Genomic DNA, 21,955 nt, shown 5'->3' with positions numbered 1-21,955 from the left:
CCCGCTTGACCTCAAGTGCGGTTGACGTACCAGGTTGGCGCCCATGACGCCTACGACACGCTTCCTGGATCTCGTTCACCCCGCCGCCGGGACCGCTCTGGTGAGTGAGTGGCGCACCGGTACCGACGAGCGTTCCCGCGCGGCCGCCGACGCCATGGCCGAGGAGTGGGCGGCGGCCGAGGCGCCGTCGGCCCGCCTGGCGCAGCATCTCTTCCGGTCCGTGGACGGCGCCGGGCTCCTCTTCTACGCGCAGTGGACGAGCGATGAGGAACACCTGGCGTGGGCCCGTGCCCATCGCGCCGCGGTGGTGAGCCGCGTCGACACGCTCGTGCCCGGCATCGAGCGTCCCGGACTCAACCGAACTCGACTCCAGCGCAGTGTGGTTCATGATGCGGAGAGCCCGTGTGGTGTCTTCGTTGTGACGAAGGCTACGGGTGACATCGAGGGGCTTCTCGCGCCCGCCCCGGGGCTGCTCGCGGCGCACGTCCACCTCACGGCCGACGGGGAGCGGGCGATCGTCTTCGCCGAATGGACCGACACCGCTGCGCAAGAAGCCGCGTACGGAGCCGCGTACGAAGAGGGCGTCGCCAGCGTCGATGAGCTCGACTTCAAGCGGTACGTACTCCACCACGCGTCCCTCGACCGCCACCCCCACTGGCCGTCGTGAGCGACCGGCCCGGCTGCCCGGCACCCTTGCGGAGCATTGTGGTGTCCATGACTATGGGCCGCATGTCGCAGCAGACGGGCACTTCCCGGCGCACCGTCCTGGCCGCAGCCGCGGCCGCCACCACGGCCGGAGCCGTCGGCCTGCAGGCGGGACCCGCCGCCGCGCGTGACGGGGCGGCGGCGGGTCCCACCGCGCAGGAACCGCCGCGCGAACTGCGCGCGGTCCTGCGGGAGATCGACCACCGGCGCATCGAGGCGACGGTGCGGCGGCTCGCCGCGTTCGGGACCCGGCACACGCTGTCCTCGCAGGACGACCCCGTACGCGGCATCGGCGCCGCCCGCGACTGGATCCTCGCGGAGATGCGGCGCCACGCGCGGCCCTCGGGCGGGCGGATGAGCGTCGAGCTCCAGTCGTACGTCCAGGAACCGGGCCCGCGCGTCCCGACTCCGGCGCGGATCACCAACGTCGTGGCCACCCTGCGCGGTTCGGCGTCCCCCGACCGTCTGTACGTCGTCTCCGGGCACTACGACTCGCGCGCCAGTGACGTCATGGACTTCACCAGCGACGCGCCCGGAGCCGACGACGACGCCTCCGGGGTCGCGCTCGTCATGGAGCTCGCGCGCGTCCTGGCGACCCGGCGCCTCGGCGCGACGCTCGTGTTCGCGGCCGTCGCGGGCGAGGAGCAGGGGCTGCTCGGCGCGGCACACATGGCCGAGCAGTTCAAGCAGCGCAAGGCCGACGTCCAGGCGATGTTCACCAATGACATCGTCGGCAGCTCCACCGCCGACGACGGCACCCGCGACCCGCGGACGATCCGTCTCTTCGCGGAGGGCGTCCCCTCGTCCGAGACACCGGAGGAGGCCGCCGTCCGGCGCTCGGTGGGCGGCGAGAACGACTCACCGTCGCGCCAGCTCGCCCGCTTCGTCCAGGACGTGGCCGTGAACGACGCGACCGGGATGCGGGTGCGCGTCGTGTACCGCCGCGACCGCTATCTGCGCGGCGGAGACCACATCCCCTTCCTCGAACGCGCCTACCCCGCCGCCCGGTTCACCGAGCCCGCCGAGGACTTCGCCCATCAGCATCAGGACGTCCGGGTGGTGGACGGCAAGCAGTACGGGGACCTGCCGGAGTTCTGCGACTTCCCGTTCGTCGCGCGCGTCGCCCGCGTCAACGCCGCCACCCTGTGGAGCCTCGCCCAGGCCCCCGGCACCCCGCGCGGCGCGAAGATTCTCACCGCCGCGCTGACCAACGAGACCGAGCTGGTGTGGGAGCGCGGCACCGAGGCCGATCTCGCCGGGTACGAAATCGTGTGGCGCGAGACGACCGACGCCGACTGGACCCATGTGATCGACGTCGGCGACACCACCCGTCACACCGTCGAACTGTCCAAGGACAACGTCTTCTTCGGCGTACGCGCGGTCGGCCGCTCCGGCCTGCGCAGCCCCGTGGCGTTCCCCGCGCCGCAGCGCTGAGGCGCCGCGAGCGCGGCGAGGTCGGCGAGGGCCGAGTGGGACGGAGTGTCCTGTTCGGCCGCGTATGTGACCAGGGTCTGGTCGCCCTCCCCGGGCAGCCGCAGCGTCTCACGGCGCAGGACCAGCTCACCGGCCGTGGGGTGGCGCAGCCGCTCGATCCCATAGGCGTGCTCGCCCACGTGGTGCTCGGCCCACAGGGCGCGGAAGTCCTCGCTGCGCACCGAGAGTTCGCCGAGCAGCTCGCACAGCCGGTCGTCGCAGGAGTGCCGCCCCAGGTCCAGGCGCAGGGCCGCGACGGTGCCCCGCGCGGTCTCCTCCCACGCTTCCCGGTCCGGGTACAGGCCGCGCACGGCCGGGTCGAGGAAGTGCAGCCAGGCCGCGTTGCGCTGCCCGGGCGGCAAGGCGTCGAAGTCGGTGAACAGCGCCCGGGCCGGCCGATTGGAGGCCAGGATGTCCAGCCGGTGTCCCAGCACGTACGCGGGCACCTCGCCGAGCGCCGCGAGCAGGACCTGCACGCCCGTCCTGACCGGCTGCGGGACGGGGGGTGTCGAGGCCGGGTGGCGCAGGGCGCGGGTGAGGTGGCCCAGGTGCGCGCGTTCGGCCTCGTCCAGGCGCAGGGCCCTGGCGACGGCGTCCAGGACGCTGTCGGAGACGTTGTGGGTGCGGCCCTGTTCGAGCCGTACGTAGTAGTCGACGCTGACTCCCGCCAGGTCCGCCAGCTCCTCCCGGCGCAGGCCGGGCACGCGTCGGCGGCCGCCGAAGGGGCGTACGCCGAGGTCCTCCGGCCGCAGCCGGGCGCGGCGGGAGCGGAGGAACGCGGTGAGTTCGGTGCGGAAGTCCATGGATCAAGTGTCCGTCACAGGGTGGTTCTGCCAGACCCAGGGTCGAGCCGGGCCCTGGGTGGGCGGGTGGATCTCCCGCAGAGTCGGTGGCGCAAGACACCCAAGAACCCCGCACCGAACGCGGTCCGCACACGCACTCCGGAGACCACCATGACCATGTCCATCACCACCGCCGAGCAGACCGCGTCCCTCGCCCGCCCCCTCTTGGGCCGGGTGGCCGTCGTGACCGGAGCCTCCAGCGGTATCGGCGAGGCCACCGCGCGCGAACTGGCCGCGCGGGGTGCGCGCGTCGCCCTGCTGGCCCGGCGGGCCGACCGCCTGGACGGGCACGTGGCCCGGATCGAGGCGGCCGGCGGCACCGCCCTCGCCCTGCCGACCGACGTGACCGACCCCTCCTCGCTCACCGCGGCCGCCGCTGGCATCCACGCCCGCCTGGGCCGTGTCGACCTCGTGGTGAACAACGCGGGACTCGCCCTGCCCGACCTCCTGGACGGGTCCGCGGGCGCCAACTGGCAGCGGATGATCGACGTGAACGTCACCGGTGCGTTCGCCGTCGTGGAGGCGTTCGTCCCGGACCTGCTCGCGGCGGCGGCCGAGCGGGGCCATGCGGACCTGGTCAACATCTCCTCGGCGGCCGCCCAGTCCGTCCTGCCCGGCTTCGCGGGGTACGCCGCCTCCAAGGCCGCCTTCAGCCACCTCTCCCGCAATCTGCGGGCCCGGCTCAGCCCCGCCGACGTACGCGTGACGAACATCGAACCCGGCACCGTCGACACCGAGTTGCGCGATCACATCGACGACCCGGCCATCAGCGCCGCCGTTCAGGAGGCCGTGGGCTCCATCGAAGGCATCCCCTCCGGGGCTGACGTCGCCGAGCTCATCGCCTTCGCCGTCGAGCGCCCGCGCCACGTCAACCTGTCCCAGATTTCTGTTCTCCCCACGCGGGAGGCGTAGTTGGGGCATGCGGGCCCGCAGACATGTGGGCCCGCGGGCGTGTCCGATGGTCCGTCCGGCCGGCGTCCCTAGCCGTCGTACCGGTCCACGATCCCCTCGACGATCCGCATCACCCGGTCGCCCGCCCGATCGATGCTCCCGTTCTGCGTGCTGACCTGTGCGCCTTCGAGCACGAAAGTGATCTCGGCCGTGGCCTGCTCGGGATCGGGCAGCCCGGCCGCGGTGCACATGCCGAGCAGCCTGCGCGCCTGGAGGGCCTTGTGCTGCTCGATCACCTGTCGCGCGGGATGCGAGCGATCGGGCAGCTCCGCAAGGGAGTTGATGAACGGGCAGCCCCGATGGGAGATCGCGGGCAGCCCCTCGGCGATGAAGCGGGCCAGACCCAGGATCTGCTCCCTCGGCCGGTCGGGGTGCTCGGCCTCGACCCGGTCGAAGGCCGCCTGGTACTCGGCGGCGACGATCCGCAGCCACTCCGCGACCAGCGCGTCCTTCGTCTCGAAGTGCCGGTAGATCGCCATCTTGGTGGTCTCGGCCTGCTCGGCGATGGCCTGGACGCCCACCCGCCGGATGCCCTCGCTCTGGAAGAGCTCCTCGGCCGCGTCGAGGATGCGCTCGCGCGGGGGCAGCTTCGCCACTCTGCTCGGTCTGCCTGCGGTTGTTGCCATGAGTGCTACGGTACCAGTCGTTCCCTTGCGATACCGGTCGGTATCGCAAGAGGCTCTACGGTATCGAGGGGTGGACGGTGAGAGTTTCCGAGTACGTGAACTTCGACGCGGTGGGGCTCGCGGAGCTGGTGGCGGGCGGCGAGGTGACCCCCGCCGAAGTGGAGGCGGCCGCGCGCGAGGCCGCGCAGGCGGTCGATCCGCAGATCAACGCCGTCGTCGAGACATGGCCGACGGACACCGGCGACGAACACGCCCCGACCCCGGCCTCTGTCCCGGCCTCTTCCCCCACCTCCGCCCCGCTGTCCGGAGTCCCCTTCCTGATCAAGGACATCGGCGTCTCCATGGCCGGGCGCCGCATGGAGCTGGGCAGTCGCCTGGCGGAAGGCAACATCGCCCGCGCCGACTCCTCCCTGATGCGACGCTTCCGCCGCGCGGGCCTCGTGACCTTCGGGCGTACCGCGACGCCGGAGCTGGCCTACAGCAATACGACGGAGCCCGTGCTGTACGGCGCGACGCGCAACCCCTGGGGCCTGGACCGGAGTGCGGGCGGGTCCAGCGGGGGCGCGGGCGCGGCCGTCGCCGCCGGGGTGGTCCCGATCGCGCACGCCACCGACGCCGCGGGCTCGATCCGCATACCCGCAGCGCACAACGGCCTCTTCGGGCTGAAGCCGACCAGGGGCCGCGTCTCCATGGGCCCCGACGCCGACGAGGTCTTCAACGGCCTGGCCGTACAGGGCTGCGTCAGCCGCACGGTGCGCGACAGCGCGGTCCTGCTCGACCAGATCCGCGGCCCGGAACCGGGCGACCCCTACTACGCCCCCGAGCCGCCCCGCCCGTACGCGGAGGAAGTCACCCGCGACCCGGGCGTGCTGCGCATCGGCGTCCTCACCCACGCGTGGGGCGGCCACCGCACCACGGCACCCGTGGCCGACGCGCTCTCCCGCACGGTCCGCCTGCTCGAATCGCTCGGCCACCGGGTGGAGGACGCGGAGGCCGACGTCGAACTCGGCGTGGACTGGGAGGAGTTCATCCTGTCCAGCGCCCGCCAGTGGACGGCGAACCTCGCGGCCTCGGTCGACGCACTGGCCGCCGCCTTCGACCGGCCCATCGACTCCTCCACCCTTGAGCCGTCGACCCTGGCCGGCTACCACTACGGGAAGCGGGTCACCGCCACCCAGTTCGTCACCGCCCTGGAGACCCGCAACCGGATCGCCCGGAGCCTGGCCAACTCCTTCACCACGTACGACATCCTGCTCACCCCGACCCTGCCGGAGCTCCCCGTACCCCTGGGCACCCACGCCGAAGGTGCGGAGGAGGACGCGGAGGAGGACCTGGACGGCCTCGGCCGGCTGCGCCGCGTCCTCGAACTCTCGCCCTTCACCACGGCGTTCAACGTGTCGGGCACGCCTGCGATGTCCGTACCACTGGCGCCCGACTCCACGACCGGGCTCCCGATCGGCATGCAGTTCGCCACCGGTTACGGGCTCGAAGGCCGTCTCTTCCGGCTCGCCGGCCAACTCGAACAGGCAAGTCCATGGTCGGCGCGACGGCCCGCGGTGTGGGCGGGGCACCAGGGGAACCAGGGGAACCCCACGCCCGGTCCGTCCCCGCGCCGGGACGTGCCCCAGCTCGTCACGGTGTACAGCACAAGCGCCGCCCCCAGCCCCACCGCCCACCCGTAGTCCGCGAGGGGCTTGAGGAAGGGGATGAGGCCGTCCTGGGGGAACGGGCCCTTGCCGGGGGCCGAGTGGGAGCCGCCCACCGCGAGGGTGCCGCCGACCGTGAAGGCCAGCAGGGCGCGCCAGTTCCAGCCTGCCGCGTACCAGTAGCGGCCCTGCGGGCGGTAGAGGTCGGCGAGGTCGAGGACGGTGCGGCGGATGATCCAGTAGTCGGCGATCAGGACGCCCGCGACCGTGCCGAGCAGGCCGCCGACCACGCCGAGCCACGTGAAGATGTACAGCTCGGGCGTCGAGGTCAGCTTCCACGGCATGACCAGGACGCCGACGACGCCCGTGATCAGCGCGCCCGTACGGAAGTTGATGAGCTTCGGGGCGAGGTTGGAGAGGTCGTAGGCCGGGGAGACGACGTTGGCCGCGATGTTCACCGAGACCGTCGCGATCAGGACCGTCACCAGGGCGAAGAGCAGGCCGAAGACGCTGTCCGTCTTCGCGGAGAGCTCCACGGGGTCCCAGATCGCCGCCCCGTACACCGCCTGGGAGCCCGATGTGACGAGGACGGAGAGGAGCGCGAACGCCGTCATCGTGGTGGGCAGGCCGAGCGACTGGCCCCAGACCTGCGCCCGCTGCCCCTTCCCGAAGCGGGTGAAGTCGGGGATGTTCAGGGACAGGGTGGACCAGAAGCCGATCATGCCCATGAGGGAGGGGAAGAAGACCTTCCAGAAGTCCGCGCCCCAGCCGAGCTTCGAGGGCTGGTCGAGGAGCGGGCCGAGGCCGCCCGACTTCGTCGCCATCCAGCCGAGGAGGGCGAGCGCGCCGAGGAGAACGAAGGGCGCCGCCCAGTTCTCGAAGCGGCGCAGCGCCTCCATCCCCCGGTAGATCACGGCGAGTTCGAAGGCCCAGAAGGCAATGAAGCAGAGCCAGAGGGTCCAGGGATAGCCGCCCACCTTCGACACGTCGGCCCAGCCCCCGAAGATCTTGCCGACCAGGAGGAAGATGCCCTGGCCGCCGATCCACGTCTGGATCCCGAACCAGCAGCACGCCACCGCCGCCCGGATGAGGGCGGGCAGATTCGCGCCGCGCAGCCCGAAGGAGGCGCGGGCCAGGACGGGGAAGGGAATCCCGTACTTCGGGCCCGCGTGGCCCGTCAGGAGCATCGGGAGCAGCACGATCACATTGGCGAGCGCGATGACGAAGACGGCCTGCTTCCAGTCCATCCCGAGCGCGACGAGGCCCGAAGCCAGCGTCCAGGAAGGGATGTTGTGGGCCATGCCGACCCAGAGGGCCGTGTAGTTGTAGATGCCCCAGGTGCGCCGCTCCATCGGCACCGGAAGCAGGTCGTCGTTGGCGAACCGGGGGTCGTCCAGGGTGACGCCCGCGGCGAGCGAGACGCGGCCGTCGGGGTCGGCGCGCTGCGTCGCGCTCGGTTCCGTGTCGCGGGCGTCCGGAGCAGAGGGCCCCGTACCCGGAGCCGAAGGTACGGTCGGTGACATCACGCCCCCACTTGCCGGTACCGGTGCCGGTACCGATGTCGGTGATCTCGAGCGGAGTGGAGAGGACTGTACAACTCCCGGGAACCGTGCGGGAGTAGGAGATCGCAGATTGAGGGGAAGCGCGGAAGGGGAGTGGTTGTCGTCCGCGCTCCGAACGGGTGGCCCGGCGTCTTCCGGGGCCCGTCGTGCCCCGGTCCACCTCAGAGAGCGTGTCAGCCGCCGGGGTTGGGGACGAGGGTGTGCTCGCGGGACAGGGAAGCGGGGGTGGTGTCGGCGTTGACGGACAGCTTTCCGGTCGACCAGCGGACGAGGACGTCGTCCTCGCGGGCGGTGCCGCCGCCGAAGGCGCCGACGGTGCTCAGGGTCGCCTGGCGCCAGGGGGAGCCCGCGGGGCGGAGCCGGTGTTCGGACTTCAGGGACTTGGCTGCGATGTTCTCGTAGACCGAGACCTCGCCGTCGGACCAGCGGACGAACAGGTCCTGTCCGGCAGGGGAGTTGCCGAAGCTGCCTGCCGATATGTCCCGCGCGTGCGTCCAGGTCTTGTTGGGGGCGGTCAGCTTCCGCTCGCCGTGGAAGCCCTTCTCGTCGACGTCGGGGTAGAGCGTCAGCTCGCCGTCCGACCAGCGGACCACCAGGTCGTCGGCCCGGGTGCCCGTGCCGGTGCCGGTGCCGGTTCCGGTTCCCGTGAAGTGACCGGTGGTGATGGCCTTCGCGTTCTTCCAGAGGCTGTTCGGGCGCCGGAGCTGGATCTCGTTGTGGAGCTTGGTGTGCTCGTCGACGTCCTTGTAGAGGGTCAGTTCGCCGTCGGACCAACGGACGAAAAGGTCGTACGCGGCGGAGCCCGTGAAGTCTCCGGCGGTGATCACCTCGGCGTGCTTCCAGGTGCCGTTGGGCCCGATCAGCCGGACCTCCTTGTCGAACCCGAACTTTCCGTTGCCGCGGTACAGGCTGACCGCGCCGTCGTCCCTGCGGACGACCAGGTCGCTCTTTCCGTCGCGCACCGACGCGGTGTGGAACCGTCCTGCGGTCATGGCCCTGGCGCGCTGCCAGGTCTTCGCGTCGCCGAGGACGCTTCCTTCGTCCGGCGCCGTGTCGCCGACCGCCTGGCGGTAGAGGCGGAACACGTCGTCGTCGAACTGCGAGGTGTAGGAGATGTGGTCGTAGAGTCCGCCGGTCTTGTAGCCACCGATGACCCCGACGAGGTTTCCGCGGCGGCCGTCGAAGTTCTCCAGGAACGGGCCTCCGCTGACCCCGGCACGGAATCCGTCGCACTGGATTTCCATGAACCGCCCTTGGAACGCGGTCGTGTCGTTGGTGCACTGCAGCGGGGTCTTCTTGCCGCCGGGGTATCCGGCGACCGTCACCTTCTTGCGCGCCAGGTGGGCGGAGTCCACCGCGGTGAGCGCGTTCCCCTTGCCGGTCGCGTCCTCCAGGAGCCGGCCCCGGGCGTTCGGGCCGACGCGCAGGAACGCGAAGTCGACGTCGTCGCTGGGCGTCGGCCGGAGATAGCGGCCGTCGATCCAGATCTTGCCCGGCTGTACGGGGAAGACGCCGTACGGGGTTTCGCCGACCTGGCCCGCCTTGGCGGCCCCGGCGCGGTAGCCGGGGACGAAGGCGATGCTGCGGTTCCGCCGGTCGCCCTTGAGGCAGTGCGCCGCCGTGACGACCAGGCTCTTGGTCGGTGAAGCCACCGCACTCGCGCTGCAGAACTGGTCGGCGGTCGCCGCGCCGTCGGCGCCCCGGATCAGGAACACGCCCACCGTGGCGATCCCCTCGGCCGTCGGCCTGCTCGGCGCCCGCAGCGAGCGCTTCTGCCGTCCACCGGGCTTGGCCTCGGGGGCCCTGGCCTCGGCGGTCTCGCTCGTCTCGTTGGTCTCGTCGGTCGCGTTGGTTTCGTTGGTCGCGTTGCCCTTGGCGTCGATCGCTACGGCACCGCGAATGCGCTCAGGAGTCCAGTAGCGCTCCGCCTCCCGTGCCTCGCGCATCGCTTCCCGGGTGACATCCGAATCAGTGCTGTCCACGGATGATGAGGACGCGGATGATGAGGACGCGGATGAGGGGACGGAGGCCGATGCGCGTGCGGGTGCCGCCGTTGCCGGGGCGGTGAAGGCGATCGCCGCGCTCATCCCGAGCAGGGCGGCACGCATCCAAGGTGTTCGTCTCGTGAGAGGCACTGCTTGCTTTCCTTGAGGAGCGCGCGGGGCCGGTGTCGAAAACACCGGCCCCGCGCGGTTGTTGTGGGCGTTGTGGTTGTTGTTCAGTTGCGGCGGCGCTCAGCCGACGAGCTTGACCTCGCCGTGCGTGCCGGCCGCGTCCACGCCCGGGTACAGGCCGAGCGTGTGGTCGGCCCAGCGCACGAGGACGTCGTTCGGCCGGTCGTTGGCGACGAAGGCGCCGGCGTTGACCACGGTGGCCGACTTCCAGGCGGACTTGGCCGGCCTGATCTTGGTCTCGCCGTGGAAGCCGCCGGCGGTCACACCCGGGTAGATGGTGGCCTCACCGTCGGACCAGCGCACCAGGAGGTCCGCGGTCTTCTTGCCGGTGAACTCGCCGGCGGTGATCTGGTCGGCGTGCGGCCAGGTCTTGTTGGGCTTCATCAGGGTCTTCTCGCCGCGCAGACCGTTGGTGTCGACGTCGGTGTACAGCGACACCTCGCCGTCGACCCAGGTCACGAGGAGGTCATCGCGCTGCGCGTTGCCCGTGTACTTGCCCGCGGTGATCTGCTTGGCGTACGGCCATGTCTTGTTCTTGGCGGGGGCGAGCTTCTTCTCGCCGTGGAAGCCCTTCTTGTCCACGTGCGTGTACTGCGTCAGCTCGCCGTCGACCCAGCGCACGATCAGACCGTCGGACCCGCCGCCGAAGCTCGCGCCGGTGATCTGCTTGGCGTGCTTGAAGACGCTGTTCGCGGCGGCGATGCGGTACTCGGCCGAGAAGGGGTGGCGGGCGTCCTTGTCGTCGGCGCCCTGGTACAGGGTGACCTCGCCGTCGATCCAGCGCACGATCATGTCCATGTGGCGGGTGCCGCCGGCCGAGCCGCCGGTGAAGTACCCGGAGGCGATGTGCTCCGCGTACTGCCACGGGGCGTTGGGGAAGGCCGTACGGTAACTGACCTTCTGCACCCAGGTGTTGATGTCGTCGACGCGGGTGTCGACGGCGCCCCTGCGGGTCTCGGCGGGGTCGGTGCCCACGCATCCGCCCTGCCAGGAGGAGCTGTTGACGGCGACGAGCTCCGGGCGGCCGTCGCTCTCCTGGAACGCCGGGCCGCCGGTGTCACCCTTGCAGACGGCGGCCGTGGCCGGGTCGTCGCCGGTCAGGCCGAGGGTGGCGCCCTGCACCGAGTCCACCGTGACCCCGGTGCTGTGCAGCTTGTCGGGCACCCACTCGGTGTGGGTGCGGCCGTAGCCCGCGACCCGCAGCCGGTCGCCCTTGGCGGGCGCGGAGGTCGCCAGGGCCACCGGAGTGATGCCGCTGACCGGCTTGTCGAGCTTCGCCATCACCAGATCGCGGCCCTCGTACGGGACGAGCTCGACGACATTCGCCACGGTGCCGCCCGAGCCGGTGAGGTTCGTCCGGCCGACGGTCGCTGTCGTCTTCCACTTCGGCGCGCCCTCGGCGACCTTGAAGCCCTTGGCGGGGTCGGCGGCGAAGCAGCTGGCGGCGGACATCACCCATTGCTTGTCGACCAGCGCACCCGAGCAACTGCGGTGGCCGCCGCCGATGTCGAGCTGGGCGGTGAAGGCGTAGGCGCCGTCCTGCGCGGCACCGCCCCCCACTGCCTGGGCGGGAGCGGCGGTCATGGCACCGGCCGTGACGGCGGTGGCGAGAAGCCCGGTCATCCACGCGGTACGCGGACGTCTGCTAAACACGTTTCATTTCCTAAATCACAGAAGAACAGCGGAGGTTGTCGGGGAGGGCGATGCGCGGTGCACGCCGTGACTCACCCGGGCCGTCCGCTCAATTACCGTTGACGCGGAGCTCGACCAGAACCGCGGGCTTTCCGCTCGCTCCCGGACTGAGGTCTCCCGTGCCGACGGGCTGAAAGCCGCCCTTGTCCACCTGGACGGTCTTCTTTCCGTCCTCGGAAGTGACGGTGGCCTGGAATGCGGGCCCCTCGGAATCGACGGAGTACACCTTCGGGACCTCCAGGCTGAGGTATCCCTTCTTGCCGGTGGCCTTGAAGCAGTACTTGTTTCCGTCGTCGTTGGTGTGCGTGGTGCGCACCAGGATGTTGGCGTCGGCGCAGTCGCTCAGGACGATGTGGCCGTCCCCTCGCTTCAGGGTGATGCCCTTCTCCTTGAGGAGCCGCGCGGCGTCCGGGTAGGCGAAGTCCTCCACGGCGGAGGGCGGGGTCGCCGACCCCGTTCCGCCCTGCTGGGCGGCGGCTTGGGCCGGTTGGCTGCCGGGGTTGCTTCCTGGTTGGGCGACGGCGGCGGTGGCGGCTCCCGCGACGGCCATCGTGATGCCGATGACGCCGGCGAGCAGCTTTCTGCGCGCGCGAAGTATCACCAGTGACTCCTTCCAAGTGGGGTGCGGCCGCAGCGGTGTTGGGGCGGACGAGAGCCGCGAAGCGCTGCTAAGCATCGCGTAAGGGACCGGAGCAACGTAACACCCGTTAACGGACACCGGTGAATCGTGGAACGGGGCAGTGGAGTTGGGATAACAAATCGAGAACGACGCACGGCCAGGGGCAACGTGACCCCGGGTACACGCATCCGCGTGCATGCGCCATCTACATTCTGATGCACCGTCAAGTCACCTTCGATGCAATCCATATGGAGCGTTATGCTCGCGGCGCCGTTCGCGGCAATTCGCAACAAGCAAGAAGGGTCTGCTTCGTGAGGCGTAGTAACCGCTCGAACTGGGCGGGGAAAACCTGGCCGCATAGTGTGCGCGGCCTGAGAACTTTGAGTACGGCCATCCTTCCGATGGCTCTCCTGGCCGGAATCATCGGCACCAGTCCGGCCCATGCGGCCGACCGGGAAGGGGGAGAAGAACCGGACATCGTCAGCCCCATACCGGCAACCGACCGAGGCCGGGTCGTCGAGGCATGGAAACAGGGCGGTCCCGGCGTCCGGGCCGCGGCGGAAGCCGCCCTCATGGGCAGCGACACGGACGTACGGCGATTTCTGGACAGCGAGAAGCCGGTCGCCGAACAGAGCGACGAGCGGGTCGCCATCGTCCAGATCTCCTCCGCCGTCGGTGGTCAGGAAGTCCGCGCCGCGGCGCGCACGGCCCTGAACGGATCGCCCGACGGACTCCGCGCGTTCCTCAAGGACGGCTGGAAGGTCCCGCTGGAGAAGGACCAGCGGGTCCAGGTCACGCAGGTCATGAGCACCGGCGGCAACGAGGTCAAGGAGGCCGGGCGGACCGCCCTGAAGGGCTCCATCGACGACGTCAGGAAGTTCCTCGACGACGGGCAGTACACCGCGCGCGCGGCCGACGAGCGGGTGCGGATCGTCCAGCTCATGAGCATGGGCGGCCCCGCGACGAAGCAGGCCGCGAGGGTCGCGCTCAAGGGCGGCGTCGAGGACGTACGGGAATTCCTGAACGTGGGCCAGTACACGGCCCGCTCCCGCGACCAGGAGCGCGCCACCGTCGCGCAGTTGGCGCAGCAGGCCAAGGAGGCCGGGCAGCTCGCCAAGCGCGAGACGCAGGCCGCCAAGAACGCCTCCGCCCGTGCTGTGGAGGCGTCCGGGCTGGCCAAGGAGGCCGCGAAGAAGGCCGCTGCGGAGACCGCGGCGGCCAAGAAGGACTCCGTCCGCGCGGCGAACGCGGCCGGACGCGCCGCGGCCGCGGCCAGTGGCGCGGCCCGGGCCGCCCAGCAGGCCATCAACGCGGCCCAGGCGGCGAACAGCGCGGCCCGCATCGCCGCGAGCGCCGCTTCGCAGGCCGCCACCGCGGCGGCCGGTGCGGCCCAGGCGGCGAGCCGGGCGCGCAACGCGGCGGCGGACGCCGCGTCGGACGCCGGAAAGGCGTCGGCCGCGCGCAAGGCGGCCGAAGAGGCCCGCGGCGCCGCCAAGGGCGCGCGGGCGGCGGCCGGAGCAGCCAAGGAGGCCGGCACCGCCGCCAAGGAGGCCGGGAACGCGGCCCGTGCGGCGGCCAGCGCCGGTGCCAACGCCGACGCGGCGGCGGACGCCGCCACCGAGGCGAGCGGCCACGCCGACCAGGCGGGCGCGGAGGCCCGGCGGGCCCGGCTCGCCGCCGCCTCCGCCCGGCGGCAGGCGCGGGAGGCGACCCGCGCCGCGAACGAGGCCGCCAGGCTGGCGGGCCGCGCGAGCAAGGCCGCCGACGAGGCGAGGACCGCGGCCGAATCGGCCGCCGACCACGCCGATTCGGCAGCGGCCGAGGCGGACAAGGCCGCCAAGCACGCGGGCGACGCGAACAAGGCGGCCGCGGAGTCCAAGCGGCACGCCAAGGCGTCCAAGGGCGCCGCGGACGCCGCCACCGACGCGGTGAAGAAGGCCACCGCGGCCCACGACCTGGCGCGCACCATCGAGGCCGAGGAGCTCAAGACCCGTACCGCGGCCGGAGTCGAGGAGGCCAAGGACCTCAAGGAGGCCGACGACACCCGGACCGCCGACCGGGACCGCGCCGCCAAGGAGGCCAAGGACCTCGACGCCGAGGCCGGCCGCCTCGCGACGGAGGCCGCGAAGCCCGGTGCGGACACCAAGGAGGTCGCGGCCAAGGGCCGCAGGGTCGCCGTCATCGCCATGAAGACCCGCGGACCCTGGAGCCGCGCCGCGGCCGAGGTCGCCCTCGCGGGTTCGGACGAGGTCATCTCCGCGTATCTGCGCACCGGTTGGAAGAAGGCGGCCGAGCAGGACGAACGCGCCCGAGTCGAACGCCTCGCGGACGACCCCCGGTCGACGGCCGTACGCAAGGCGGCACAGCAGGCCCTTGCGGGCGACGCGGCGAAGGTGCACACCTTCCTGGTGAGCGGCGGGAACGAGGCCGCGGCCGGCGACTTCCGCGAACGCGTGGTGCAGATCGCGAGCACCGGCGGCACCGAGGTCAAGGAGGCCGCGCGAGCCGCACTCAAGGACGGGGCACCCGCGAAGCTCGCCGCGTTCCTCAACGAAGGCCGGTTCACGGCCCGCAAGGCCGACGAGCAGGTCCGCGCCGTGCAACTGGCCGGTGTGGGCGGCCCCGAGGTCAAGGCGGCAGTGAAGGTCGCCCAGGCGGGCCCGCCGCAGCTGATGCACGCCTTCGTGCAGACGGGTCAGTACCAGGCGGCCCGCAGAGACAAGCTCACCGCGTCCCATGTCGCGGACGTACGACGGCTCATCGCCGAGGCGTCGGGCGTCGCGGCCACGGCCCGCAAGGACGCCGCCGAGGCCGCACGCGCCGCCGCCGTGGCCGACAAGGCCGCGGCCGAGGCGGACAAGGCCGCCAAGCGGGCGAAGGACTCGGAGGCCGAAGCCAGGGAGTACGCCGCCCAGGCGCAGAAGTCGGCGAAGGCCGCGGAGGCGTCGGCGGATCAGGCGAGGGAGTCGGCGAGGACTGCTCGTCAGGCGGAGGCCGACGCACGCCGAGCCGTGGCCAGGGCCGTGAACTCCGCGGACTCTGCGCAGACTTCGGCCGATGCTGCGCGTGGTTCCGCCGACCGGGCCTGGACCGCGGCCAACCGGGCACGCTCTTCGGCGATCTCAGCCGGCAAGGACAGGCAGGCGGCCGACAAGGCCGCGGCGGAGGCATACGAGATCGCGGACGCCAAACAGCGTGCGGAGACGCAGCGGTGGCTGGAGGCGCGGGACGCCTGGGAGGCGGAGTACGGCGAAGATGAACCTGACGAAAGCGATGACAGCTGGGTCCCCGGCTGGCTGAAGGACTCTGTCAGCACAGTCGTCAACTACGGCTCGTCGATCCTCGGCAACCCGGACGTCTGGGCCGGGGCCGCGGAATCGGCCCTCGGCGTCGTGATGATGGTCGGCGGTACGGGCGGCGACATCGGTGGCGGTGCGCTGTGCATCACCGGGATCGGCTGCTTTGCCGGAGCCCCGGCCATTGCCGCCAGCACCGCCCTCATCGTCGGCGGCGCATACACCTCGGCCGACGGAATCGGCCGGTTCAGCGACGGCCTGGGAGCAGCACTCCGAGAAGCCGAGGCAAACCAAAGTGCAGGCGGGTCGGTCAATTGGAAGCCTGTCAGCAGCAAGACGTACGGGCACACCTTCAAGACGCACGGCAAGAAGAACAGTACGCAGAGAATGGCTGACCTCGCGCGCGGAAAGGGTAAGCCGCAAGGCCAGTGGCTCGACGACGAGGCAGCTGCCGAAATTCTGAAGAACAATCACCGAGGGCTGACCAACCCGCTCGACGCCTACGAGGTGGAGATCCCTCCGGGTCTGGGTAGGGTCGTTTTCAAGGACGGCACCTCGATACCGGCCACGCACGCCCGTCTCGTCCCGAGTCGATCCGGCTACTTCAAGACGGCTTTCCCGATTGTGAAGTGAGAAGAAATTGTTCGCTTTTTCGCTCGTCAAGCCCACGCGAGGGCTGCCGGACGGCTTCGTGCCGGACGAGCTCGAGGACACGCAGGACTACGAATACCTGGCCATGTACGCGTGCTCCCTCCTGGCGGAGACCGATTGCGCGTTCCACCTGGGCGGGTTCGGTCAAGACGACTGGGCCTTCAACGTGGAGAGCGACATGTCGTCCTTCGTGGAGGAACTCCCGACACTGATCGCGGGGATGGAACGCGGCCAGGTGGTGGAGGTGCCGCTCTACACCCAGGGGATTGAGCGAAACCTTGTCTTCACGCCGGTGGGTGAGAGAGTTTCCATCCGCTGTGAGTCGAGCACTGATTGGATTCCATCGCCTGAAGAAGAGGAGATGACGCGGGATCAACTGATGTCGATGATGCGCGACTTGGCCCGTGACTTCTCCGAAGCTTTGGCGATGGTCGCTCCGCAGGTCGCGCAGCTCTCCCTGTTTCCGAAGTGGCGGTCCGGGTGCTAGCGCGGACAAGTCGCGAGAGGTGACCCGTGAAGATCCTGATCACCGTCTACAGGAAGAACTCCGACTTTCCTGAGCGGGAGTTGGACGTATCGGGGATCGGCCTGGAGGCCACAGCCGACGTGATGGGCATCCCGGCCGACCGGCTCGTCGACGTGTATCCCCTCGAGGGGAGCCGAGCGGCCGCACTCGGGCGGCTTGCCGATGTGCGTCTCGACCTGGATTCCTACGAGTACTTCCTGGAGGCCGTCGACGAATGACCTGCGGCGCGGTCCCGCCGGGACACCTCTCGGCGGGGCCGCGCGCGGCTGTTGGAGATACGGCGATCAAGCACGGAACAGGAAACAGGGAGCAGGGAGTACGGAACAGGAAACAGGGAGCAGGGAGTGCAGAGGGATGCGGGTCGAGGGTGGTCACTGGTCGTGGCGGCGGGGCATCCCGCTGAGATATCTGCTCGTGGCCGAGGACCGCGACGGAGAGGAGCACCCCTGGGGAGGCTGCGCCGACGTCGAGAGGCTGTTCGTGGACCCCGTCCCGTTGCCGAGGGAAACTCTCACCTTCCTCGGGTGCAGTCCGGACGGCCCCCTGCGTGACGCTCTCCAGCAGCCCGCCGGAGCGGTCACCCGCCTCGGTGACATGTGCGTCGAGATCTCCAACGGCGAGCGTCCGGTGGAGTGGTGGGACCTGGCCGACGTCGTGGTGAGCGGGCATCGGCCCTCCGGCGGCGACGGTTCCCTCGTCGACGTCGTGGTCGAAGCCGCGGTGACGGACCCGGACGGGGACTCCGGCTCCGGCTCGGATCGTGCGGAGTTGGGCGCGTCCTCCCGCTACGGCCTGTTCGCCTCGGGCGACCTCTCCCTAGGCTCCTGCACCGGAGTTGAGGGCCTGCGCGTGGATCGGCCGGAGCCCGCGGGCACGCCCATGGAGCTCATTGGCTGCGAGCCCACGGAGCTCCTGCGCGAGGCGGGGCGCGACCCGCAACAGGTGCAGTGGCTGAAACTCTGGGCGCTCGACCGACACGGCCGCCCCATGGAGAACCGGACCCTGGTGCTCGACCCGCTCGACCCGCTCGGCCTCATGTCATCGCGCCCGTCCGCACTGGGGAAGGACCTCCTCGACATCACGCTCGCCCACGGCGCCGAGGCCCCGCCGTCGCCGAGCGTGCGTCTGGCCTGGGACGCCTGGTACAAGGGGGCCCCGAGCGAGCCCAACCTGTGGGCCCGGTACGACGCGGAGGGCAGGCGCGCGTGGTCCAGGCTCGCCTACCACAACACCGCCGCCCCGGACCTGGACGAGGTCGGCGGGACCTACCACCTCGACGGCCGCTTCGTCACGGACCCCGAGGGCCTGCACTGCGCGCTGGCCGAGGCACTCCGCGGCCCGGGTGCGTACTTCGGCTCGGACTGGCAGTCCTTCAAGGACTGTCTCGCCGGTGGCTTCGGGGCGGCGGCGCCCTTCACCTTGCACTGGCACGACGCGGAGGCTGCCCGCGATTCGCTGGGCGACGACGTCACGTACCTGGGCGAGATCGTGCGGTACCTGGAAGCCCGTGGCGTCACGGTCATTCTGCGGTGAACTGAGCAGTCGGCGCGGCTCGTTGCCCGTCAGTGGTCCGTGCGCTTGCCCGTGACCGGGCCATGGAACGTGCCGCCACTGAAGTCGATGTGGTCGCCCCCGTACACGCGCTTGCCGGGCGCGGCGGGCGAGGCCGAAGCGGAGTCGGGCTGCGCGTCGCCGAACGGGCGCAGCTTGCGCAGCAGCGCGGCCACCGCCTTCGCCGCCTGCGCGGCGGCGTACGGCTGCGAACCGGCCGCGTCCGCCGCGTGCTTGGCGCCGTCCGCGAGGTCGCTGATCCCACGGACCGTCAGCATGTGCAGCTGGTCGTGGAGGTGGGCGGCCTGGGCGAAGCCGGAGCTCTCCATCTCGATGGCCACCGCGTCGCCGTAGTGGTGGCGCAGCTGCGAAGAGAGCGTGCTCTCCCGGGAGTTGAGCACCACGTCGCCCGCCGCCACCGGCTTGAAGTGGACCAGGCCCTGCCACTCCGAGGCACGCAGCGCCGCACGGGCCGCCTGCACCAGGCGGTGCGAGGTGGGCCACGCCTGCGGCCGCGCGTCGAAGCCCTCCGGGTTCGCCTTGCCGCCGTGCACCCCGTACACCTTGGTGGCCACCACGACGTGCCCGATCCCGACGTCCTCCTTGAGGCTGCCCGCGACGCCCAGGAACACGGCCGCGCGGGGCCGCAGCCAGGAGGCCAGGCTCGTGGTGAGCGCGGCCGCGTTGACGGCGCCCTCGCCGAGCTCGACGAGGGCGATGTTCCACGGGGAGTCGGGGAGCGTGCCGTAGTCGACGAGCGTGCCGTCCTCGGCCTCGCGCTCCTCGACGTCCGTGAGGTGCTGCCGCATCGCGAGAAACTCCGACGGGAGCGCCGCGAGGACCAGGACGGTGGGACGGTTGGTGCCTGCGATGTCTGTCGCGTCTGTCACGGTGTTGACGGTAGGGCATCGTCCCGGGCGTGGTTGCTCGCTCGTACGGGGGCGGTGGGGGAGCCGATGCGGGAGGGAACATGGGGGACGGGACGCGGCGCGAACCGGACGTCACGATGGGGAAACTGCTGCTCACGGAGTACCAGACCGTCAAGGACGAACAGAAGGCCCGCATAGGGTTCCGCGACAACCTCTTGTACGTGACGCTGGCGGCCGTCGCGGCGGTGAGCGCCGCCGCCGCGCAGACCGGACGGCTGCCGATGCTGCTCGCGCTGCCGCCCGTGTGCACGATCCTGGGCTGGACCTACCTGGTCAACGACGAGAAGATCTCGGCGATCGGCGCCTACGTCCGAGGCGACCTCGGACCCCGCCTCGCCGCCCTCGCCGCTCCCACCGCCGAGGGCGGGCAGCCGCCCGCGGAGGTCTTCGGCTGGGAGACGGCCCACCGCCGCGACGTCCGCCGCCGCTCCCGCAAGGCCATCCAGTGCGCCGTCGACCTGCTGGCCTTCTGCGTCGTACCGCTGGCCGGACTGTGCGTGTACTGGGTGGCGGGCGAGGGGGAGGGCGGCGGGCTGCTGCTCGCGGTGTCCGTGGTCGAGGCGCTGGTCACGGGGGTGCTGGGGTGGCAAGTGGTGTCGTATGCACGGCCGTTGGGACGGCGAGGAGGTAGTTAGTCCGTCGTCCGCCAGGTAGTCGGTACGCCGGGTCACGCCCTCTCCCGCAGGCTCGTGATGTCGAGCGGCGGGAGCTGCGACAGCTCGGCGTCGGCGGCGGTCATGGCGGCCTTGTAGGAGGGGTCGCCGAGGAGGGCCATGACGGCGTCGGTGATCTCGGCGCGCTTCGCCGTGTGGTCCAGCGCGCGGCCGAGTCCGCGCCGGGCGAACGCCTCGGCGTTGGCGGGCTGGTCGGCGAGAACACCCAGGGCCAGTACGGGTGTTGTGGCCTGCACCGCGTCGAGCAGGGACGCCCGGCCCCCGTGCGTCACGAACAGGTCGGCGTGGTGCAGGAGCGCGGGCTGCCGGACCTGCTCGACGACCTTGATACGGGGGTCCGTGCTCCGCAGGTCCTGCGCGAGGTCGCCCGCGGACACGATCGCGTCGACGCCGATGCGGGAGAGCGCGGCCATGACCTTCTCGTACACGTTCCCCACGACCGTACGCAGACCGGTCATCGCGGTGGTGAGAGTGCCGAGACTCACGTAGACGAACGGGCGGGAGGGCGAGGGGGAGGGGGAGGGGGACGGGGACGGGGATGGGGCCAGTGAGTCGGGGAAGGTGCTCCGGAACGGCGCGACCGTGCGCCGCACCGCGCGCACCGAAGGCCGCGGCGGCGTCCCGTAGAACCACGGGACCGGCGCCGGGGTGAGCAGCGGCGGCAACTCCGGTGCCGCGTCCAGCCCGTGGCGCTTGTGGAGCGGGGCCAGTACGGGAGCGACGTCGGTGTCCCATAAGTCCCGGAGCACCGGGCCGAGACCGTTGTCCGCCGCGTATACGGGGAGTCCCAGGACCTTCGCCGCGAGGTGTGCGCCGAGGTCGCTGCACTCGGCGATCACCAGGTCGGGCCGCGTCCGGGTCCACGCGGTGATCAGTTCGGCGGCCTTCGCCCCGGCCTGGTCCGGCCAGAGGCGGCCGAAGATGTAGCGGTTGAAGGGCGCGTTCCCGTACTCCTTCCAGATCTCGCTCGCCGCGAGCTGGACGATGGGATTGCAGGTCCAGTCGGGCCCGGCCCGGTAGAACTCCACGCCCCGGCGCCCGGCTTCGCCGCGGAACATGAGTGGGGCGTACAGCACGACGTGGTGGCCCTGTCGGCGGGCCGGGACGGTGACGTAATCGAGTGCGGAGACATGCGAAGGAATCGGCTCGGCAGTGATGGCCAGACGTAATGGCACGGACACTCTCCCCGGGTTCCGCTAGGGGACTGCTTGAACGGGGTGAGCCTGCGGGACGTTCCGTCCCAACCGCCACAAAATTCGGACGGTTTGGGACACAGGAACGCGAAAACCACCCCGGACCCGCAGGAACGCGAGGTGGTTGGAACGCCGGACCGGGACAGCAGCCAACGGCAGTGACCAGGCGATCAGTAGCCCGCCGTGAACCGCGCCCGGTGGTGCTTCGGCCGCTCCGCCTCGTCGACCAGCACCACCGCCAGGTCCTCCATCGACAGCGCGGACACCCCCTCCGCGTCGACGATCAGCTCGTCCGTGCCGAGCCGGAACCGGCCCGTGCGCTCGCCCGGTTCGAGCTCGGCGGCGGGGCTGAGGTAGGCCCAGTCGACGTCGTGGGCGGTGGTGCGGACGGCGTCGAGCTGCTCGTTGCAGGCCAGCGCGATGGGGCGCAGGAAGGCGGGGAAGCCGGGGGCGTCGGCGACGGTGGTGCCGCCCGTGCCGGGGAGGGTGAGGCTCGCGGCGCCGCCGACCAGCAGCAGGCGTACGCCGGTGCCGTGCAGCCCGGCGAGCAGGGCCCGGGTGACGGCCGCCAGTTCGCTCTCCCGGCCCGGGGCGGGGCGGGTCGCGGAGATGACCAGGTCCTGGCCCTCGGCGAGCGCCGCGACGGCGGACGGGTCGGACGCGTCGCCCGTACGGATGCGGGCGGCGGCGGGTATCCCGCCCGTCCGCGCCGGGTCGCGGACCACGGCGGTGACCTCGTGTCCACGGTTCAGGGCCTCGGCGACGATGCGGCTGCCTGCGGTGCCCGCGGCTCCAAAGACGGTGATCTTCATGGTGTTCTCCTTGAGTGCGAGTGCGAGTGCGAG

The 21,955-nt window shown here is 71.2% G+C and carries 17 protein-coding genes and 1 pseudogene; 9 read left to right on the top strand and 9 right to left on the bottom strand.

The genetic code is table 11. From position 1 onward, the window contains the following. Positions 1–43: 43 nt before the first annotated feature. Together ACFWYM_RS00795 and ACFWYM_RS00790 are read left to right on the top strand one after the other, a co-directional pair. A complete protein-coding gene (locus tag ACFWYM_RS00795) occupies positions 44–667 on the top strand; it encodes an antibiotic biosynthesis monooxygenase (RefSeq protein ID WP_384828427.1) in 624 nt (207 codons plus the stop codon). A gap of 62 nt (positions 668–729) precedes the next feature. Then, positions 730–2,139, top strand: coding sequence for a M20/M25/M40 family metallo-hydrolase (locus ACFWYM_RS00790; protein WP_384828425.1), 1,410 nt, complete (start codon positions 730–732; stop codon positions 2,137–2,139). Here the strand turns inward: ACFWYM_RS00790 and ACFWYM_RS00785 are convergent. Continuing rightward, positions 2,037–2,981, bottom strand: a complete 945-nt coding sequence (locus ACFWYM_RS00785) for a helix-turn-helix transcriptional regulator (protein WP_384828423.1) — start codon at positions 2,979–2,981, stop codon at positions 2,037–2,039. The genes ACFWYM_RS00790 and ACFWYM_RS00785 overlap by 103 nt on opposite strands. A gap of 156 nt (positions 2,982–3,137) precedes the next feature. Here ACFWYM_RS00785 and ACFWYM_RS00780 point away from each other — a divergent pair, with 156 nt between their 5' ends. Next, a complete protein-coding gene (locus ACFWYM_RS00780; protein ID WP_384828821.1) occupies positions 3,138–3,932 on the top strand; it encodes an SDR family oxidoreductase in 795 nt (264 codons plus the stop codon). Between the two features lie 68 nt (positions 3,933–4,000). On the opposite strand, the gene ACFWYM_RS00775 is transcribed toward ACFWYM_RS00780, so the two are convergent. Then, a complete protein-coding gene (locus tag ACFWYM_RS00775) occupies positions 4,001–4,597 on the bottom strand; it encodes a TetR/AcrR family transcriptional regulator (RefSeq protein ID WP_384828421.1) in 597 nt (198 codons plus the stop codon). Positions 4,598–4,674: 77 nt separating this feature from the next. On the opposite strand from ACFWYM_RS00775, the gene ACFWYM_RS00770 reads away from it, so the two are divergent. Then, positions 4,675–6,279: an amidase gene (locus ACFWYM_RS00770; protein WP_384828419.1), complete on the top strand. Its 1,605-nt coding sequence runs from the start codon at positions 4,675–4,677 to the stop codon at positions 6,277–6,279. Here ACFWYM_RS00770 and ACFWYM_RS00765 read toward each other — a convergent pair. From ACFWYM_RS00765 to ACFWYM_RS00750, 4 genes and pseudogenes are all read right to left on the bottom strand, one after another. After that, positions 6,210–7,766, bottom strand: a pseudogene (locus ACFWYM_RS00765) (NCS1 family nucleobase:cation symporter-1); the annotation flags it as partial. The gene ACFWYM_RS00770 and the pseudogene ACFWYM_RS00765 sit on opposite strands and share 70 nt — an antisense overlap. Before the next feature lie 212 nt (positions 7,767–7,978). Then, a complete protein-coding gene (locus ACFWYM_RS00760; RefSeq protein ID WP_384828417.1) occupies positions 7,979–9,751 on the bottom strand; it encodes a trypsin-like peptidase domain-containing protein in 1,773 nt (590 codons plus the stop codon). A 288-nt stretch (positions 9,752–10,039) separates the two neighbouring features. After that, positions 10,040–11,602, bottom strand: a complete 1,563-nt coding sequence (locus ACFWYM_RS00755) for a S1 family peptidase (protein WP_384828415.1) — start codon at positions 11,600–11,602, stop codon at positions 10,040–10,042. A gap of 118 nt (positions 11,603–11,720) precedes the next feature. Next, positions 11,721–12,272, bottom strand: coding sequence for a hypothetical protein (locus tag ACFWYM_RS00750; protein ID WP_384828413.1), 552 nt, complete (start codon positions 12,270–12,272; stop codon positions 11,721–11,723). A 419-nt stretch (positions 12,273–12,691) separates the two neighbouring features. Here ACFWYM_RS00750 and ACFWYM_RS00745 point away from each other — a divergent pair, with 419 nt between their 5' ends. From ACFWYM_RS00745 to ACFWYM_RS00730, 4 genes are all read left to right on the top strand, one after another. Next, positions 12,692–16,219, top strand: coding sequence for a chemotaxis protein (locus ACFWYM_RS00745; protein ID WP_384828411.1), 3,528 nt, complete (start codon positions 12,692–12,694; stop codon positions 16,217–16,219). A 7-nt stretch (positions 16,220–16,226) separates the two neighbouring features. Next, a complete protein-coding gene (locus tag ACFWYM_RS00740) occupies positions 16,227–16,724 on the top strand; it encodes a hypothetical protein (protein WP_384828409.1) in 498 nt (165 codons plus the stop codon). A gap of 26 nt (positions 16,725–16,750) precedes the next feature. Then, positions 16,751–16,981: a hypothetical protein gene (locus ACFWYM_RS00735; RefSeq protein WP_384828407.1), complete on the top strand. Its 231-nt coding sequence runs from the start codon at positions 16,751–16,753 to the stop codon at positions 16,979–16,981. Between the two features lie 136 nt (positions 16,982–17,117). Next, positions 17,118–18,296: a barstar family protein gene (locus tag ACFWYM_RS00730; RefSeq protein ID WP_384828405.1), complete on the top strand. Its 1,179-nt coding sequence runs from the start codon at positions 17,118–17,120 to the stop codon at positions 18,294–18,296. Between the two features lie 29 nt (positions 18,297–18,325). Here ACFWYM_RS00730 and ACFWYM_RS00725 read toward each other — a convergent pair whose 3' ends face one another. Continuing rightward, a complete protein-coding gene (locus tag ACFWYM_RS00725; protein ID WP_384828404.1) occupies positions 18,326–19,204 on the bottom strand; it encodes a nucleosidase in 879 nt (292 codons plus the stop codon). 80 nt (positions 19,205–19,284) lie between these two features. On the opposite strand from ACFWYM_RS00725, the gene ACFWYM_RS00720 reads away from it, so the two are divergent. Continuing rightward, positions 19,285–19,878, top strand: a complete 594-nt coding sequence (locus tag ACFWYM_RS00720) for a hypothetical protein (RefSeq protein WP_384828402.1) — start codon at positions 19,285–19,287, stop codon at positions 19,876–19,878. Positions 19,879–19,910: 32 nt separating this feature from the next. Here ACFWYM_RS00720 and ACFWYM_RS00715 read toward each other — a convergent pair whose 3' ends face one another. Together ACFWYM_RS00715 and ACFWYM_RS00710 are read right to left on the bottom strand one after the other, a co-directional pair. After that, on the bottom strand, positions 19,911–21,092 hold the full coding sequence (locus tag ACFWYM_RS00715) for a glycosyltransferase (protein WP_384828400.1): 1,182 nt from the start codon (positions 21,090–21,092) through the stop codon (positions 19,911–19,913). A gap of 188 nt (positions 21,093–21,280) precedes the next feature. Then, positions 21,281–21,922 (bottom strand): NAD(P)-dependent oxidoreductase, encoded by a 642-nt coding sequence (locus ACFWYM_RS00710; RefSeq protein ID WP_384828398.1) that lies wholly within the window; start codon positions 21,920–21,922, stop codon positions 21,281–21,283. Between the last annotated feature and the right edge of the window lie 33 nt (positions 21,923–21,955).

The organism is Streptomyces sp. NPDC059009 (genome assembly GCF_042740175.1).
In the GTDB taxonomy this organism is placed as follows: Bacteria; Actinomycetota; Actinomycetes; order Streptomycetales; family Streptomycetaceae; genus Streptomyces.
This window is presented reverse-complemented; position numbering and strand designations above follow the sequence as displayed.